This is a genomic window from Anaerovibrio sp. JC8, from assembly GCF_002100115.1.
GTDB lineage: Bacteria > Bacillota > Negativicutes > Selenomonadales > Selenomonadaceae > Anaerovibrio.
Genome location: NZ_ANBM01000004.1, coordinates 162,414 through 180,513, shown reverse-complemented (window position 1 = coordinate 180,513; position 18,100 = coordinate 162,414). Strand labels below are relative to the sequence as shown.

Annotated in this window: 16 protein-coding genes; all 16 read left to right on the top strand. The window is 48.7% G+C overall.

Going from position 1 to position 18,100, the window contains the following annotated elements; all coding sequences use genetic code 11:
* Positions 1–926 precede the first annotated feature (926 nt).
* The 16 genes from D081_RS05230 to D081_RS05155 all read left to right on the top strand — a co-directional run bounded on the left by D081_RS05230 (position 927) and on the right by D081_RS05155 (position 18,077).
* The gene (locus tag D081_RS05230) at positions 927–1,619 is read left to right on the top strand and encodes a glycosyltransferase family protein (RefSeq protein ID WP_233127433.1); all 693 of its coding nucleotides are present in this window, start codon (positions 927–929) and stop codon (positions 1,617–1,619) included.
* Between the two features lie 80 nt (positions 1,620–1,699).
* Positions 1,700–3,448: a hypothetical protein gene (locus D081_RS05225; RefSeq protein WP_085023056.1), complete on the top strand. Its 1,749-nt coding sequence runs from the start codon at positions 1,700–1,702 to the stop codon at positions 3,446–3,448.
* A 122-nt stretch (positions 3,449–3,570) separates the two neighbouring features.
* Positions 3,571–3,864, top strand: a complete 294-nt coding sequence (locus D081_RS05220; protein ID WP_027397393.1) for a zinc-ribbon domain containing protein — start codon at positions 3,571–3,573, stop codon at positions 3,862–3,864.
* A 104-nt stretch (positions 3,865–3,968) separates the two neighbouring features.
* Positions 3,969–4,742: a basic amino acid ABC transporter substrate-binding protein gene (locus D081_RS05215; RefSeq protein ID WP_085023055.1), complete on the top strand. Its 774-nt coding sequence runs from the start codon at positions 3,969–3,971 to the stop codon at positions 4,740–4,742.
* A 130-nt stretch (positions 4,743–4,872) separates the two neighbouring features.
* On the top strand, positions 4,873–5,529 hold the full coding sequence (locus tag D081_RS05210) for an amino acid ABC transporter permease (RefSeq protein ID WP_085023054.1): 657 nt from the start codon (positions 4,873–4,875) through the stop codon (positions 5,527–5,529).
* Positions 5,526–6,245, top strand: coding sequence for an amino acid ABC transporter ATP-binding protein (locus D081_RS05205; RefSeq protein WP_085023053.1), 720 nt, complete (start codon positions 5,526–5,528; stop codon positions 6,243–6,245). The genes D081_RS05210 and D081_RS05205 overlap by 4 nt, the downstream gene beginning before the upstream one ends.
* 241 nt (positions 6,246–6,486) lie before the next feature.
* Positions 6,487–6,687: a cold-shock protein gene (locus D081_RS05200; RefSeq protein ID WP_085023052.1), complete on the top strand. Its 201-nt coding sequence runs from the start codon at positions 6,487–6,489 to the stop codon at positions 6,685–6,687.
* A 170-nt stretch (positions 6,688–6,857) separates the two neighbouring features.
* Positions 6,858–7,406 carry a ribosome hibernation-promoting factor, HPF/YfiA family gene (hpf, locus tag D081_RS05195; RefSeq protein ID WP_085023051.1) on the top strand — a complete coding sequence of 183 codons (549 nt, stop codon included), beginning with the start codon at positions 6,858–6,860 and terminating at the stop codon, positions 7,404–7,406.
* 323 nt (positions 7,407–7,729) lie between these two features.
* Positions 7,730–10,276, top strand: a complete 2,547-nt coding sequence (secA, locus tag D081_RS05190) for a preprotein translocase subunit SecA (RefSeq protein ID WP_085023050.1) — start codon at positions 7,730–7,732, stop codon at positions 10,274–10,276.
* A gap of 107 nt (positions 10,277–10,383) precedes the next feature.
* The gene (gene prfB / locus D081_RS05185; RefSeq protein WP_085023049.1) at positions 10,384–11,490 is read left to right on the top strand and encodes a peptide chain release factor 2; all 1,107 of its coding nucleotides are present in this window, start codon (positions 10,384–10,386) and stop codon (positions 11,488–11,490) included.
* A 16-nt stretch (positions 11,491–11,506) separates the two neighbouring features.
* A complete protein-coding gene (locus D081_RS05180; protein WP_085023048.1) occupies positions 11,507–12,205 on the top strand; it encodes an LmeA family phospholipid-binding protein in 699 nt (232 codons plus the stop codon).
* Positions 12,206–12,219: 14 nt separating this feature from the next.
* Complete coding sequence (locus D081_RS05175; protein WP_085023047.1) at positions 12,220–14,265, top strand: DUF5693 family protein; 2,046 nt, start codon at positions 12,220–12,222, stop codon at positions 14,263–14,265.
* Between the two features lie 25 nt (positions 14,266–14,290).
* The gene (gene csaB, locus D081_RS05170) at positions 14,291–15,403 is read left to right on the top strand and encodes a polysaccharide pyruvyl transferase CsaB (RefSeq protein ID WP_085023046.1); all 1,113 of its coding nucleotides are present in this window, start codon (positions 14,291–14,293) and stop codon (positions 15,401–15,403) included.
* Positions 15,404–15,602: 199 nt separating this feature from the next.
* Positions 15,603–16,529, top strand: a complete 927-nt coding sequence (locus tag D081_RS05165; protein WP_085023045.1) for a ketopantoate reductase family protein — start codon at positions 15,603–15,605, stop codon at positions 16,527–16,529.
* Positions 16,530–16,542: 13 nt separating this feature from the next.
* The gene (locus D081_RS05160) at positions 16,543–16,926 is read left to right on the top strand and encodes a hypothetical protein (RefSeq protein ID WP_198941956.1); all 384 of its coding nucleotides are present in this window, start codon (positions 16,543–16,545) and stop codon (positions 16,924–16,926) included.
* Between the two features lie 458 nt (positions 16,927–17,384).
* Positions 17,385–18,077 carry an Rpn family recombination-promoting nuclease/putative transposase gene (locus D081_RS05155; protein WP_085023044.1) on the top strand — a complete coding sequence of 231 codons (693 nt, stop codon included), beginning with the start codon at positions 17,385–17,387 and terminating at the stop codon, positions 18,075–18,077.
* The last annotated feature ends 23 nt before the right edge of the window (positions 18,078–18,100 follow it).

Below are 18,100 nucleotides of genomic sequence, written 5' to 3'. Positions count from 1 at the left end.
TTTGCTTACTTAACTTTTTACATCATACAGAAGAACAGCTGCGGGTTCTGTTAATAGAAAACGTGGAATATATTCATGAGCTTCGCTCCCTTATGCCCGGGGCGGAGCTTTTTGTGGTGGTATCAGAGGATGATGAGTCCCTGCGGGAGGAACATGCAGAGCTGGATATTCATTGGGTTACGGTGAATTTTCTGGCCCAGCGGCTGCCCCTGGAGGAGGATTCCTTTGATATTATCATGGGGGAAAATCTGTTTTTGGAGGCCTGGAATCCTCAGGATATTGCCTCGGGGCTGGGGAATTATTTAAAGGATACAGGCTATCTGCTGACTTCCTTTACCAACGCCAGATATTGGCGTAATATTCGGGACTTGCGGGACGGGCATTTTTATCATGTCTGCACCCATGTCTTTACCCGCAATGAAATGATGTCCCTGCTGGGGGCTTCCTTTTATAAAGATGCTTCCTTCCTGCCGGTGCAGGATGAAAAGCAGCCTGACAAGGATTTTATTGCTGAGCTGGAAAAGCTTGGCTTTGAAAATGATGGCAACGATCTGGCGGTAAGGACATGGCTGGTAAGGGCCACCAAATCCATTGACGAGGTGCTGGCCCTAAAGAAGCTGTACACCAAGGAAATCCGTCGGGAGTTGTCCAACCGTCTGCGGCGTATTGAATACGGTATTGATGCTCAGGACAATGTGCAGCAGCTGTGGCAGCTTTTTGAGGAAAAGATGATTTTTCCGGAATATGTGGCGGATTTCGTGTATCAGGCGGTTTATTATCGGGAGCGGTTTGCTGCCCATTTCGTTAGTGAGCTTTCTGCCATGGGCCATGAAGAATGGGCCCGGGATTTTCTGCAGGCATTGGATATGCCGGAGGTTGCTGCTCCTCTCCACAAGGAGAAAACGCAGACCAAGGCTCCAGCCAATATTGCATCAGCAGCCCCGGAAAACAAATTTGCCTTCATAACCTGTATTAATAAGGAAGAATGGTATCAGGAGTGCCAGCTTTACATCAATAATTTAGAGGTGCCGGAGGGCATGGCGGTGGAGCTGGTTCCCGTGCGGGGGGCCAAGTCAATGTGCCAGGGCTACAATATGGGCATGAAGCAGACCAATGCCAAATACAAGGTGTATCTCCATCAGGATACCTTCATTGCCAACAGGCACTTTATCAGTGATGTATTGAAGATTTTTGAGGATAAAACCATCGGTGCCCTGGGAGTCATTGGGGCCCGTAGCCTGCCGGAGACGGGCATCTGGTGGGATGGCCTCCGTACTGTGGGCCGGGTGCTTCACGCCTGTGAGGCGGAAAGCGTGGTGGACAGCGTCTGTCTGGACATTGAGGGGCCTTATGTGGAGGTTGAAGCCGTTGATGGCCTTATCCTTGTCACCCAGGTGGATTTGCCTTGGCGGGAGGATTTGTTCACGGGCTGGCATTTTTATGAGATTTCCCAGTGCATGGAAATGCGCCGCCATGGCCACAGGGTTGTGGTGCCAAATCAGGAGGAGGGCTTCTGGTGTATTCACAGTCCAAAGGAAAAGGCTTTGGATCCCACCTATAAGCAGTACCAGAAAATATTTCTTAAGGAATATGGCCATGAATTGAATCCGGAGATTTAACGGAATTTCTAATTAAAGACCCTATAGAGGATTTAAGAAAAGTTTAGCGAATAAGTACATATTGGAAGAATTTATTTTGGATGGTGTACAAATTGAGCAGCAAGGATAATGAATCTAAAAAATCTTCCTGGTCTGACAAGGCGGAAATGTTTTTGGAGGATGGGAATTTCTCCAGCATGCGGGCCTGTGGCCGGGAGATTTTGGATGAAGATTTGAATAATGCTGAGGGTTGGGCCATAGTGGCGGAGGCGTCGGTTTATCTTGAGGACTTTGAAACGGCAGAATCTGCCCTGGACCAGCTGTGGCATCTGGACTCTCAGAAAACAGTGGCGGTTGCGAATTTGCGGGGCTTGTTTGCTACGGCTGCTTTTTATGGTGCTCAGTTTATCCTTGATAAGGCCATGGAGGCCTACGAGCAGCTGTTTAAGCGGTTTGATGTCAGCGTGGGCAAGGGAAAATGGGACGATACCAGCCATCGGATTATTGAGCGTGGCTATACCTTTTATGCGGATACCTGTCTGCTGGCAGGGGCTGCGGATAAGGCGGCAAAAGCGACCTTCAAGGCCAGCCGGACGGTGTCTGACATTAAGAAAAAGGCCCAGTATCACAGCAATGCCCTGTTTTTGACCAATTACCGCGAAAGCGGCACGGACCGTCAGTTTGAGCAGCATAACCAATATGCCAGCCTGCTGCGGACAGAGGTGAAATTTCCTCATGACAAGGACAAAAGGCGGAAAAATCATTCCCTGCGGATAGGGTATATTTCTCCCGACTTTCGTCAGCATGCGGCGGCCTATTTCTTTACGCCGTTTTTAAAGGATGCCAACCGCAATGAATTTAAAGTATATGCTTATTCCACCGGCAAAAAGGATCATATAACCCAGCGGTTCATGAAGATGCCCGACGTATGGCGGGATATGTACGGCAAGAACAGCCGCGCAGTGGCACGGCAGATTTTCGATGACCGCATAGATATTTTGGTGGATTTGTCCGGCCACAGCCAGAATAACTGTCTGCCAATATTGGGCTATCGTCCTGCCCCGGTGCAGGTTTCCGGCATCGGATATATCAACACCACGGGGCTTGGCACCGTGGATTACTTTTTGACGGATGATGTATGCTGCCCTGCTCCTGGGGACCAGAGGAAATTTACGGAGAAGCTGTTGAAGGTTGAGGGCTGTCACCTCTGTTTCAGCCCCGGCACTCTGAGAACCATGAAATTTGAAGGGGCGGATGCCCCGGCCAAGGCCAATGGCTATGTTACTTACGGCTGCTTCAATAATTTTGCCAAGGTTACCGACGATATGCTGCTCATGTGGCGCAATATATTGGAAAGCATTCCTTCCAAGCTGGTGCTTAAAAACAAGACCTGCAGCGTGCCATCGGGGCGGGAGATTATTCTGGAACGGTTCCGTCGCATCGGGGGCAACCCTGACAAGCTGGAGCTGCGGCCCTTCAGTCCGGATTATCTCACCCAGTATCAGGATATAGATATCTGTCTGGATACCTCACCATATTGTGGAGGGCTCACCACCTGTGATGCTTTGTCCATGGGTGTGCCGGTGGTCACCCTGAAGGGACATTCCCACGGCTCCCGTTACGGGGAAACCATTTTGCAGGCGGCGGGCTTGCCGGAGCTTATCTGCGATGGAAGCCGTACTTATGTAAGCAAGGCGGTGCAGCTGGGACGTCAGGTGGAGAAGTTGAACGAATTGCATCATGATTTGCCAAAAATGATACGAATGTCACGTCTGATGGACAATAAGTCGTATATGGCGGATATAGAGAATAAATTTAAGCAGATTTGGGCTACCTATTGTAAAGTTTAGCTTGCTTTTTTTCATTTTTACATATATACTTGACGGGTAAGGATGTCTCTTTGACCACCTGGAAGTAGGTAAGTAGTAAGAGTACAGCGGGATGTCAAATCAGAATTATGGGGGATTTTTTAATGGCTTTTGTAGACGAGACTTTAACATGTAAGGACTGTGGCAAGGAGTTCATCTTTAGCGCAGGAGAGCAGGAATTTTATGCAGAGAAGGGCTTTGAGAACAAGCCTGTACGCTGCCGCGATTGCCGCGACAAGAGACGTCGCAGCCGTGATGGCGAGGGCGCAAGAGAGCAGCGTCAGATGTTCACTGTAGTATGTGCTGAGTGCGGCAAGGAGACTGAGGTTCCATTCGAGCCAAAGAACGACCGTCCAGTATACTGCCGTGACTGCTTCCAGGCAAAAAAGAATGCTTAATCAGAACTGAATCAGTTATGGCGAAGAAGCCCGGCGAGTGTCTTTCTCCGGGCTTCTCTTGTACATAAAAGTTTATCTCTAATTCCAAAGGGGGAAATTTAAACATGTCCAAGAAGATTTTAGTGTTGTGCATGGCTGCCCTGATGGCTGTAATGGCTATGGTAGCAGGCTGCGGCAGTGATAAGAAGGCTGCTGAGGGTGAGAAGGTTCTGAAGGTCGGCACCAATGCTGACTTTGCTCCATTTGAGTTCCAGGGCTCTGATCCTAGTGCTTACGAGGGCTTTGATATGGATCTTATCCGTGCTATCGGTGAGGAAATGGGTTACAAGGTTGAGATCAACAATGTAGCATTTGATGGCCTGATTCCATCCCTGGAGGCTGGCAACATCGATGTTATTATTTCCGGTATGACCATTAACGATGAGCGCAAGCAGAAGGTTCTTTTCTCCGACCCTTATTATAAATCCGGTCTTTCCATCATGCTTGCCAAGAATGATGATTCCATCAAGGGTTTCCAGGACCTGAAGGGCAAGAAGATTGCCGTACAGATTGGTACCACCTCTGCAACTGAGGCCAAGAAGCTGGGCTCTGCTGAGGTTAAGGAGCTGAATTCCTCCGCTGATACCTTCATTGAGCTGAACGCCAAGGGCGTAGATGCAGTTATCAATGACCGTCCGGTTAATGATCGTTATATCGTTGAGTCCAAGAACGACAATGTTAAGGTTCTTTCCGAGCTCTTGACCTCCGAGGACTACGGTATGGCCATCAACAAGAATAATCCTGAGCTCCAGACCAAGATCAACGAGGCTCTGAAGAAGCTGAAGGAGAATGGCAAGTACGACCAGATCTATCAGAAGTGGTTTGGCAACGTTAAATAATTGAATGCATACAAAGGCTGTTGCGTGGGCAACAGCCTTTTTTGTCCGCTTGACATAGACATGTATAAACTGTATAATTATACCAATATGTTGTTTAGAATATAAATTAGAATGGTCAGGTGAGTTGTAAATGAGTTTTAATTTTGACTTGGTAATACAATCCTTTCCCCTGCTTCTTCTGGGTGCGGGCATTACAATTAAGATTACGGCCCTGTCGGTAGGACTGGGTATGATTATCGGTATGTTTGTGGGCATTGCCCGCATTTCCCATGTGGCTCCGCTGCGTATGCTGGCGGCAGTGTATATTGACTTTTTGCGGGGCACACCTCTTTTGGTTCAGATATTCCTGATTTACTTTGCCCTGCCGTTGATGCTGGGCCAGCGGGTGGACCCCTTCGTGGCAGCCATTACCGCCTGCGGCATCAACTCCGGTGCCTATGTGGCGGAGATTTTCCGTGCGGGCATTCAGGCCATCGACAAGGGCCAGATGGAAGCAGGCCGTTCATTGGGCATGACCTGGGTTCAGACCATGCGGTATATCATTGTGCCACAGGCATTCAAGAACATTATTCCACCACTGGGCAACGAGTTTATTGCCCTGCTGAAGGATTCCTCACTGGTGTCTGTTATCGGCTTTGAGGAGCTGACCCGCCGGGGCCAGCTGATTATTGCCAGAACCTACGGTTCACTGGAAATCTGGCTTAGCGTAGCTGTTATTTATCTGGTAATGACCCTGGCAATTTCCCGTCTGGTGGCATATATGGAGAAGAGGTTGAAGACATCATGATAGATATTAAAGATTTGCGGAAGTCCTTCGAGGATCACGAAGTATTAAAAGGCATAAATTTGCATATTAATCCAAAGGAGGTAGTGGTAATTATCGGGCCATCCGGCTCCGGTAAAAGTACCCTCCTTCGCTGCATGAATATGCTGGAGGTACCGACCTCCGGCAAGGTGGTTGTGGACGGCATTGAGCTGAACGGCGAGGCCAATATCAACAAGGCCCGTGAGGAAATCGGCATGGTGTTCCAGCGGTTTAATTTGTTCCCTCACATGACGGTGCTCCAGAACATTACCCTGGCCCCTATGAAGGTGCGGAAGGTTTCCAAGGAGGAAGCGGAAAAGACTGCCATGGAGCTGCTTAACCAGGTGGGACTGGCTGACAAGGCCGATGCATATCCACCACAGCTTTCCGGCGGCCAGCAGCAGCGTGTGGCCATTGCCAGGGCCCTTGCCATGAAGCCGAAGGTTATGCTTTTTGACGAGCCTACCTCCGCCCTGGACCCGGAAATGGTAAAAGAGGTTTTGGACGTTATGAAGGCCCTGGCCAACAAGGGCATGACCATGGCCATTGTTACCCACGAAATGGGCTTTGCCCGTGAGGTGGGAGACAGACTCCTCTTTGTGGATGAGGGCCAGATTATTGAGCAGGGTCCTCCTAAGGACGTTTTTGACAATCCAAAGGAAGAAAGGACAAAATTGTTCTTCTCCAAGATTTTGTGACCTGACTAAATAGAATATAATTTTTTGAAAATTCTCACAGAACCATATAAAAAATCTTAAAATAATGGTTAAACTTATATTAATTTCTTAATATAGTTTAGCCATTATATTTTTTTCTGTTTTGGGGTAATTTACAGTTAAATTATAATTACTAAGATAGTTGCAGATGCTAACTATAGGTGCTAGACTAAACGTGTTAGTTTTATCGGTTTTTAACCGGGGATTTCTAGGAGGTTTCAAAATGGAAGGTAAGGTTAAGTGGTTTAGTGCTGAAAAGGGTTATGGATTTATCGAGCGTGAAGGTGGCGACGATATTTTCGTACATTTCTCTGCAATCGTGGATGAAGGCTTCAAGACACTCAACGAGGGTCAGACTGTAGAGTTTGAGATCGTTGAAGGTGCACGCGGTCCTCAGGCAGCTAATGTTGTTAAGAAGGCCTGATTCTTAATAATGTAAATCACAGGGTGTTTCGGAAGTATTTCCGGAACACCTTTTTTAATGCAAAAAACAGGGGATTCAGTCCTAAGTGTGAAGATTTGAAATTAATAAAAGGATTTTCTCTCAAAATGGAGAATATTATAATACATAGAAAATGGAAAGGGGATGTTAGTATGACAACATTCACTATCAGAGGTAAAAATGTAGAGATTACCCCAGCCCTGAGAGATTATGTGGAGAAAAGGATCGGCAAGATTACCAGATACTTCGATTCGGTTGGCGAAATTTCTGTATTGCTCAGTGTCTTGAAGGACCGTCACCTTGTAGAGGTTACAGTTCCTGTGCAGGGCGTGCTTCTCCGGGGAGAGGAAGCATCCCATGACATGTATGCCTCTATTGACTTGGTCATTGAAAAGCTGGAACGCCAGATACATAAGCATAAGACCAAGATGCAGCGCCGTTTCCGCGATGGTACATTGCTGGATGAGGCATTCGCTGCCAACGCAGTCCAGGCCCGGGTTGAGGACGAGGAGGATGAGTATCCTATCGTTAAGCGCAAGAAGTTCATCGTAAAGCCTATGGACGTTCAGGAGGCTATTATGCAGATGAATCTTCTGAATCACGATTTCTTCGTATTCCGTGATGCTGATACCGAAGAGGTCAACGTAGTTTATCGCCGCTCCGATGGCAAGTATGGCTTGATCGAGTCCGATAACAGATAAAATGATAACTTATTCAGATGGAGTTTTAGCTCCGCCTGAATTTAGTTGAATTTTACCCATGGCTTTACGGGTGCTTAACTCCCACCCAAGAGGAAGGAGTATTAGCAACCGTTAGCCTCGGATAAATAAAGACTTTTGCCGGTTGTAGGATCGGTAAATTATAGAAGGGGCCGTTGCTCGTAGGTCGTGCGGGCAGCGGCCTTTTCCTGCGCCCATTTACCTATATTAAATAGAGAGGTTTCTTTTGACTTCTATAATATAGTTTGTTAAACTGTTAAGAGGTGTTTTTATGCACATATCCAATTCGTTAGGAGTGAGTTTTGTTGTTAGGCATCTTTAAAAGATTTTTAGGCGACAATAATGAAAAAGAAATAAAACGTATGAGAGCAATCGTAGACCAGATCAATTCCTATGAAGAGGAATTGACCGAGCTCAGCGACTCCTCATTGGTTAAAAATACAGAAAAATTCAAGGAGCGTCTTGCCAACGGTGAGACCCTGGATGATATTCTTCCGGAGGCCTTTGCCGTTGTTCGTGAGGCATCCCGCCGTGTGCTGGGTATGCGTCATTTTGATGTGCAGATGATTGGTGGTATCTGCCTCCATGAAGGCAAGATTGCCGAGATGCGTACAGGTGAAGGTAAGACCCTGGTGGCAACCCTCCCTGTATATCTGAATGCCCTCACCGGCAAGGGCGTACACATGGTTACCGTCAACGACTATCTGGCCAAGCGCGATAGTGAGTGGATGGGCCGTCTGTACAACTTCCTGGGCCTCAGTGTAGGTCTGATTAAGCACGACATGGATTTCCCTGAGCGCAAGTTTGCCTACAGCTGCGATATTACCTTTGGTACCAACAACGAGTATGGCTTTGACTATCTCCGTGACAACATGGTGGTAGACCTTAACCAGATGGTACAGCGTGAGCTGAACTTTGCCATCGTGGATGAGGTGGACAGTATCCTCATCGATGAGGCCAGAACTCCATTGATTATTTCCGGTGCCGGCACCAAGTCTACCGATATGTATACCCGCATGGCCAAGGCCGTTGAGATTTTGAAGGCCGGTGAGGACTACACCGTTGATGAGAAGCAGAAGACTGTTGCTCCGTCCGAGGGTGCAGTTGCCAAGGTTGAGAAGTTCCTGGGCGTAAAGAATATGTACGACTCCGAGAACATCGAGATGTCCCACTGCTTCACTGCGGCTCTCCGTGCCAAGGCTCTCATGAAGCGTGACCGTGATTATGTGGTTAAAGAGGGCGAAATCGTTATCGTCGATGAATTCACCGGCCGTCTTATGGAAGGCCGCCGTTATTCCGATGGTCTCCATCAGGCTATCGAGGCCAAGGAGGGCCTGGAGGTTCGCCGTCAGTCCCAGACTCTGGCCAGCATTACCTTCCAGAACTACTTCCGCATGTACAAGAAGCTGGGTGGTATGACCGGTACTGCCAAGACCGAGGAAGACGAGTTTATCAAGATTTACAACCTGCCGGTAGTAGTGGTGCCTACCAATATGCCGGTTAAGCGTACCGACTTCCCGGATGTTATCTATAAGACCCGTCGTGCCAAGCTGAAGGCTGTGGCCAATGATGTGGAGAAAATTCACTCCACCGGCCAGCCAATCCTCATTGGTACCACCTCCATTGCCCAGTCCGAGGAAATCAGTGCAATTCTCAGAAAGCGTGGCATTTCCCATAATGTATTGAATGCCAAGTTCCATGAGAAGGAAGCAGAAATCATTGCTGACGCAGGTCAGAAGAATGCCGTTACCATTGCCACCAACATGGCGGGCCGTGGTACCGATATCAAGCTGGGCGAGGGTGTGCCTGAGCTGGGCGGTCTCTTTATCGTGGGTACTGAGCGTCATGAGTCCCGCCGTATTGATAACCAGCTCCGCGGTCGTGCCGGCCGTCAGGGTGACCCTGGTAATTCCCGTTTCTATCTCTCCTTGGAGGATGATCTGCTCCGTCTCTTCGGTGCCAAGAACATTTCCTCCATTATGGACCGTCTGGGCATGGGCGAGGATGACCCGATTGAGCACAAGATGATTACCAAGTCCATTGAGAATGCCCAGAAGAAGGTAGAAGGACGCAACTTCGATATGCGTAAGCATGTCCTTGAATATGATGATGTTATGAACCAGCAGCGCGAGGTTATCTACAAGGAGCGCAAGCAGGTGCTGAAGGGCGAGGACCTGAAGGAACACATCATGCACATGATTGGCCAGATTATCGAGTCCGAAATGGATCAGTATGCCAATGCCAAGCTCTATCCTGAGCAGTGGACCCTGGGTGACCTCATTAAGGACGCTGAGCAGATTTATGCTCCTGCAGGCAAGCTGAAGCTGGAGGAGCTGGAGGAAATGAGCCGCGACGAGGTTCAGGAAACCCTCATGAATATGGCTACCGAGGCCTACGAGCTTCGTGAGAAGATGTTTGGCGAGGTCAATATGCGTGAGCTGGAGCGCATCGTTATGCTTCGTGTTATTGATAACCACTGGATGGAGCATCTTGATGACATGGATATGCTCCGTGAGGGTATTGGTCTCCTGTCCTATGGTCAGCGCAATCCGCTGGTTGAGTACAAGATCAAGGGCCACGATATGTTCCAGTCCATGGTCGATGCCATCCAGACTGATATTGCCACCATGATGTATCGTGTAAACATCATTACCCCAGAGCAGCAGCGTGCCATGGAAGAGCAGGCAAAGCAGCGTCTGGCCCAGGCCAAGAGCTCCCATGCCCAGGCGGATGATTCTGAGGAAAAGACCAAGCAGAAGCCTGTTGTCAAGGGCGAGAAAATCGGCCGTAACGACCCATGCCCATGCGGCAGCGGCAAGAAGTACAAGAATTGCTGCGGTCGTGACAAATAATTGGCCATTGGCTTAAATATATGATATGATTTAATCTCCTCTCCCACATTTGTGGCAGAGGGGATTATCTTGCTTAAAGAAATAAAATAAAAATAGGATGTGAGAACATGCTGGAGGATTTGAAGCCAGGTATTGGGGCACTCCAGGAGCGGCTGAAGGAGATGGAAAAGGCTCTTGATGTAGCTCATAAAGAAGAAAAAATAGCAGAGCTTGAATATAAGATGGGCGAGCCAACCTTCTGGGATGACCCGGAAAGTGCCCAGAAAATCAACCAGGAGCTTAACGACGTTAAAATCAGCGTGGATAAGTACAAGGAGCTTGTGGCCAAGTATGACGATGTCCAGGTAATGTGGGAAATCGGCATGGAGGACAAGGACGAAAGCGTTGAGGAAGATATCAAGGCTGATATGGAGGCCATTGACAAGGCTCTGGAGGAGCTGCAGCTGGAGGTTATGCTCTCCGGCAAGTATGATGCCAACAATTGTATTTTGACCCTCCACGCCGGTGCCGGCGGTACCGAGGCCCAGGACTGGACCAGCATGCTGCTGAGAATGTACGGCCGCTATGCGGAGCGTCATGGCTTTACCGTGGAAACAGCTGACTTCCTGCCGGGGGATGAGGCCGGCGTTAAGTCCGTTACCCTCTTTATCAAGGGTCATAACGCCTATGGCTTCCTGAAGTCCGAGAAGGGTGTACACCGTCTGGTGCGCATTTCTCCATTTGACTCCGCAGCCCGTCGCCACACCTCCTTCTGTGCCTGCGACATTATGCCGGAGCTGGATGATACGGAAGAGGTTAAGATTAATATGGATGAGGTTCGTGTTGATACCTACCGCGCCTCCGGTGCCGGTGGTCAGCACATCAACAAGACTTCCTCTGCAGTCCGCATGACCCATGAGCCTACGGGTATCGTGGTACAGTGCCAGAACGAGCGCTCCCAGCTCCAGAACCGTGAGCAGTGCCTGAAAATGCTCCGGGCCAAGCTCTTTGAGCTGGAAGAGGAGAAGAAGGAAAAGGAAATTGCGGCTCTGGAGGGCGACCAGCAGAAGATTGAGTGGGGCAGCCAGATCCGTTCCTACGTATTCCATCCATACAACATGGTCAAGGACCACCGTACCAATGCGGAAACCGGCAACACCGGTGCCGTTATGGACGGTGAAATCGATATGTTCATTGAGGCCTTCCTGCGGGCTAAGGCCAATCATCAGCTTTGATAATAAGGTGATTTAAGTGAGCAAAGCAATAAAGTTTGGTATAGCGGCAATAGTGGTACTGCTGGTGTTCTGCCAGCTGATTCTGCCCTTTATTGTGCAGTCCTCCATTGCCCACAGCATAGAGGACGCCACCAAGGCGGAAAACGTAAATGTGAAGGTTTCCAGCGTGGCAGGCTTTATGCTTCTGGCAGGCCACATGGACACCATCCACATAGATGCGGATAATGCCATGGTAGGTGACGTCCGGGTGGACAAGCTGACCCTGGACGGGGAAAATGTCAACGGCGATTTGACCAAGCTGAACGCCCGGGATGGCTCAGCCATACGTTCTGCCGACAGGCTGGAAATGACCGGGATTATCTCCCAGGAGTCCCTTCAGAACCTTCTTCAGGACAAGCTGGACCAGGTGGAAAACGTAACCGCCACCATGGACAAGGAAAAGCTGTCGGCCACCGGCACAGTTAAGCTGCTGGGCCGCACCGCAGACCTTACCCTGGCGGGGATTGTCTTTGAGGAAAAGGGTGCCGTATATTTTCACATGACAAATCTTGATATCCGCAACGCTGTCTTTGGCAAGGCGGTTATCGGCAATTTCTTCGGGGACATTCTTCTTTTTGACTTGCACAAGATGCCTGTCCGTGTTGAGGTGGACGATGTGGAAATGCAGGAGGGCCGTGTTATTATCAAGGCCAGCCGTCATATAAATGATAAATGAGGAGTTAAATTGCGATGAAGCAGTTTGCGTATAATAAATTATTAATTGTGCTGATTGTTATCGGCCTGTTTGCTTCACTGTTTATTAACATTCAGCGTCATGAGGTGGAGGTCCGCAATAATTCCATTGAGCTGATCGTGGATTATGAGGATCTGGTGGCCCTGGCTGAATGTGAGGGCCTGCCGGTGGACGAGGTCATGAAGCAGGCCAAGGAAGCGGGAATTACCTCCCTGGCTGTTTATGAAACCACCTTCAAGAAACTCAATGTAAACGGCAAGACCACTGCAGTAAATGGCAGTGATATTCTTACCAACTATCAGACCGGTGCCATGACCGACCCTAACTGGCGTAAGCTGGTGGAGGACGGCACCATCAAGGGCACTGAGATTTATGTAACCGGCCATCATGCCCAGACCTTCAAGGAGGTTCATGAGGATCTGGTGCGCCGTCTCGGCAAGGACAGGGTAACAGCTCTCAATGTTGGCGGTTCCACGGTGCTTGCAGTAAAGGCCCAGTTCGAGTCCTTCGAGAAAATGGATTTGGGCATGCCAACGGATGAAATGGAGGCTGTCAACAAGGGCGGCTTCTATGTGCTGGCCCGTCCAACCAACTACAACAAATGTACTGAGGACGATGTGGATGCCTTCTTTAAGCGCATTGACGATTACAAGGTATCCGGCATCGTATTTTCCGGCTCCCAAACCCTGGGTGCTCCTAATTGCTCTGAATATACTGCCAAGAAAATGGCGGAGCGTGGCCTGCCTGTTGGTATGATTGAGGGCACCACCCAGCTCCAGTTCTTCCAGCAGGATGGTATGCTGGAAATTGCCAAGGCCAACGATTATCTGTCGGCCCGTCTCTATTCCATTCCAAAGGATGAGCAGAAGAAAATGAAAATCGGGGAGTGTGTGGAGCGTTGGGCCAACACCGATGCTGAGCGCAACATCCGCTACAATCTCCTGAAGATTTTTGACAAGCCGGCTCCTGGCATGACCCTGATGGAAACCAATATGAATTATTTTTCCGCAGTTCGGGACAAGCTGGAAGCCCAGGGCTATACCATCGGCAAGGCTGGTGTGTTTGACCACTTCTATCCTGCCGCCTGGCTGAGAGCTCTGGTAATGGTGGGCGTGGCAGCAGCCTGTGTGCTGTACCTCTGCCTCATTATTCCCGGCTTTAAGTCCAAGTATATTTATGGTTTGCTGATTATTGGCATTTTGGCGGCTGCCGGCCCTGTACTCATGGGCCATGGCAACAAGATCCGGGTGGTGGCAGCCCTTCTGAGTGCCAACGTATTCCCGGCCATTGCCGTGATTTGGCAGCTGGACAGATTCCGGGCCAAGAGCCCCGATGAGCAGGCTTCACTGGTGAAGATTATTGGCACCGGCTTGGTGGCCATCTTTACTTGTGGTATTATGTCTTATGTGGGTGCCTCCTATTTGTCAGGCTCTCTGGCAGATACGGAATATCTGCTGGAGGTCAATATCTTCCGGGGCATCAAGCTGACCTTTATTCTGCCGATTATTCTGGTGGCCATTGCCTTCCTCCAGCGCTTTGACGTCTTTGACGGCAAGCTGGACGACACAGAGGGCTTTATGGCCCAGTGCCGCAAGATGCTGGATATGCCTGTAAAGGTGAAATCCCTGCTGATTCTGTTTTTGGTATTGGTTGCCGGCGTGGTATTTGTGGCCCGTTCCGGTCACACCATGGGCATGCCTGTTTCCGCCACTGAGCTGAAATTCAGGGCCTTCTTGGAGCAGGCCATGTATGCCCGCCCACGGTCCAAGGAGCTTCTCATTGGTCATCCGGCCTTTATGCTGGCTGTACTGGGATGGTTCCGCAAGTGGCCTACCATGGTACTCTTTGCACTGGTGCTCATTGCCACCATTGGACAGGGCTCCATGGTTGAGACCTTCGCTCACATGCGGTCCCCAATATTTATGTCCGTTGCCCGCGGCATTGGCGGTATTGTGCTGGGAGCAGTTATAGGTGCTATCTGTATGATTCTCGTTCAGCTCTGGAGCAGATTCGTTGCCCCGAAGCTGAGCTCTCTAAAATAAGTAAAGGTAAGGAATGACAACAGACATGAGTAATGTTGTAATTTCCGGGTATTACGGTTCCAGAAATGCCGGCGACGAAGCAATGCTGGCAGCTATGGTTGAAGTATTGTCGGATTTGGATCCCAATTTAAATATTACAGTTATTTCCGCAGATCCCGCCGATACCAGGGAGCGCCATCAGGTGAACTCCGTGGGCTGGCTGGATATTGGAAGCATTATAGGCGCCTTGTACAAGGCAGACCTGCTGATAAGCGGCGGTGGCAGCCTGCTGCAGAATGTTACCAGCCGTCGCAGCCTGTACTACTATCTGATGATTATTGTGCTGGCGGAGATAATGCGCACGCCGGTTATGCTGTACGCCCAGGGCATTGGCCCGATTCAGGGGCGCATGGCCCGTTGGATTATGCGTCTGGTGGGCAATGGCATCAAGCAGATTACAGTCCGGGACAGGGGCTCCTTGGGTGAGTTGGCTCAGATGAAGATTCGTCACCCGGCCATAGAGTGCACCTCTGACCCGGTGCATGCCATTCATCCAGTGGACAAGAATATCGGCCGCACCATTTTGAAGGAAAACAATGCCTTCGGGGCCAAGCCGCTGGTGGGTATTTCCGTCCGTGAGTGGCAGGACTGGACCCATTACAAGGCAGTTATTGCCAGGGCGGCAGACCAGATAGCCCAGGAATTTGATGCCAGAATAATTTTCCTGCCAATGCAGTATCCTGAGGATGTGCATTGTGCGGAAATGGTGGCCTCCATGACCAGCTGCAACGCGGTGGTGCTTCACAAGGAATATACCACCAAGGAGCTGCTGTCCATCGTGGGCAATATGGATCTGTTGATTGGTGTCCGTCTCCATGCCCTGATTTTTGCGGCTGTTATGGGAGTGCCGATGATTGGTGTATCCTATGACCCGAAAATTGACCGCTTCCTGGAATCTGTAGGGGAAAGCCCAGTGGGAGACTTGGAAAACGTCAAGTATGATGAGCTTGTGAACAAGGTTCGGTCCAAGTGGAATGACAAGGCAGGCTTCAGCAAGAAGAACGAAAAGCTCTTTGCCGAGTTGCGCCGCCTTGCCATGCGCAATGCCGAGCTGGCCACTGAACTGATGGATAAAAAGAAGAAAGAAAAAGCTAAATAATATGAGGTACTGCAGTTAGGTACACAAGGTGACGTAGTTTACGTCGATACTTAGTGAATTCAAACCGAAGGCGAAGAATGAACTTAGTAACCGTTATGTAAACTAGTGAGCGAGAGCGTTCCCCGGTGTACCTAACTGAGTACCTCTTTTTTGTGCTAAAATATTAGCAGGAAACAAATTTATGAGAGGAGCAGGGGTTATGAAGTTTTGTATTTTTGGTGCTGGGGGAACCGGCGGAACCTTGGCGGCTTATTTGGCCATGGCTGGCAATGATGTGACACTGATAGCCAGAGGAAAGCATTTGGAAGCCATTAAAGAAAAAGGGTTGGTGCTTCATACCAACCATCGGGGCACTGAGACCATAGATAATCTTAAGGCCTGTACTGAAGCGGAATACAGCGATACTCCTGATGTATTATTTGTCTGCGTGAAATATTACAATTTAGAGGACGCTATTGCCTTTGTCAAAGCGAAGATGTTCAAGGATACCCTGATAATTCCTATCCTGAATGTCTTTGGCACCGGCGGGGTAATGCAGGAGCAGCTTACGGAGTACACCTGTCTGGATGGCTGTATTTACGTTATGAGTGAAATTGAGTCCCCGGGGGTAATCTATCAGTCCAACAAAATTCTGCGGGTAATTTATGGCTATCGGCCGGGTCAGGCGGAAAATCTGAAGGATACTGCCCAGCAGCTGGAGGGCGTTTTGCGTGAGGCAGAGATAAAGGGGCATTTCAGTGCTAATATTATCCGTGATGCCTTGCAGAAATTCGCATTTGTATCACCGGCTGCCGCAGCGGGAGCCTATTTTGATGCCACCTGTGAAAATTTCCAGCACCCGGGGGAGGAACGGGATACTTTCATTGGACTTATAAAGGAAGTAGTAACCCTAGGCAAAGCCATGGGAGTGGAATTTGAACAGGATCTGGTGGAAGTGGGTTTGAAAATGATGGACAATTTAAAGCCAGATTCCACCATGTCCATGCAGCGGGATATTATACAGGGCCGCCAGTCAGAATTCAGCGGTCTGGTAATCAGAGTGGTGAACCTGGGCAAGGAATATGGCGTTTTAGTGCCACTTTATGAGAAGATAAATGACTGGGGAGCTGCTAAGGCAATAAAATAATGATAATCAGCCAATGACTTCTGCCCGTCCAGTGTCCCGGCTTAATCAGTGGCCATGCCAGATAAAGCTGCTCCCAACCCAGGCACCATTTTATGATGGGGCCAAGCTGCTGATTGCAGCGGATTGTACCGCCTATGCCTATGCCAATGTCCATGAGGATTTCATGAAAGGGAAAATAACCATGAGTGGCTGTCCAAAGCTGGATGAGGGAGATTACAGTGAGAAGCTGACGGAAATCATCAGCAATAATGATATAAAGAGCGTAACAATTCTCCGCATGGAGGTACCATGCTGTGGTGGTCTCCAAAGAGCCGCAGAAACGGCCCTGAAAAATAGCGGCAAATTCCTCTCGTGGCAGGTGATAACCATCTCCCGTGATGGCAGGATTTTGGAATAAATATTGATGTAAAGATGCCCTTGGTACACTCAGTTGTGTACTAAGGGTATTTTTTGTACATGAAATATAAGGGAATGAAATTGTGAAATGTGAAGGAATGAAATTGTGAAATGTGAGGGAATGAAATCGTGAAATGTGAGGGAATGAGCCATAACATATTTCTTTTAGGTTATCCGCTTTTGTGATAAAATTAGGTTGAGATTGGGAGGATACATGTAAAAGAAGCCTTTTAAGGGCTTTCCCATGGTCGATTTTTTTAAAAATGACATGGGAGGGGCGTTTTATGAAGGCTAGACGAACATATAAGGATTCACTGTTTCGTGACATTTTTAATGACAAAAAGAGGCTACAGGGAATCTATTATGCTTTGACTGGTGAGAAGGTCGCTATAAAGGACATCAAGATTACTACCTTACGGGGAACATTTTTTTGAAGATATCAAGAATGACATCAGCTTTATGGTGGGGAACCGTCATATCGTACTCATGGAACACCAGTCAACACTGTCGGAAAATATGCCACTACGGATGCTTTGGTACATTGCTAAATTGTACCGGCAAAGAGTTAAACCTGATGCTCCCTACAAAAAGACTCGTATACTACTTCCTGCACCAGAGTTTTATGTGTTTTACAACGGTACTGGTGAGACACCGGAGCATTGGACAATGCGATTGTCAGATGCTTTTACGGAAAAAACTCATTCTTTGGAGCTGGAGCTTTCGGCTTTTAACATAAACTATGATAAAAGCAGTGAACTTTTGCAAAAATGCAATGATTTGAAGTGCTACAGTATCTTCGTTGCCCAGGTGCGGCAGAAAATATCTGAGGGCAAACCCCTTCGTCAAGCTATTATTAAGGCTATACAGTATTGTAAAGAAAATGATTTTTTGAAAGACTATTTCTCCAACAAGGAACAGAGGGAGGTTTTGGATATGGTAAATTTCAAATGGGATTGGAACAGGGCCATGGAAGTCAGGGCAGAAGAAGCAGCTGAAGAAGCCACCAAGAAAGCTACGGAAGCAAAAACTATAAAGGTTGTTATTAATATGCTCAAAGACCGTGAACCATACGAAAAAATCTCGCGACAGGCTGATACCCCTCTGGAAAATGTTATGGAAATTGCCAAGAGAAACAATTTGGCCTACAACTGAATCAAGCTAATAAATAAAAACTG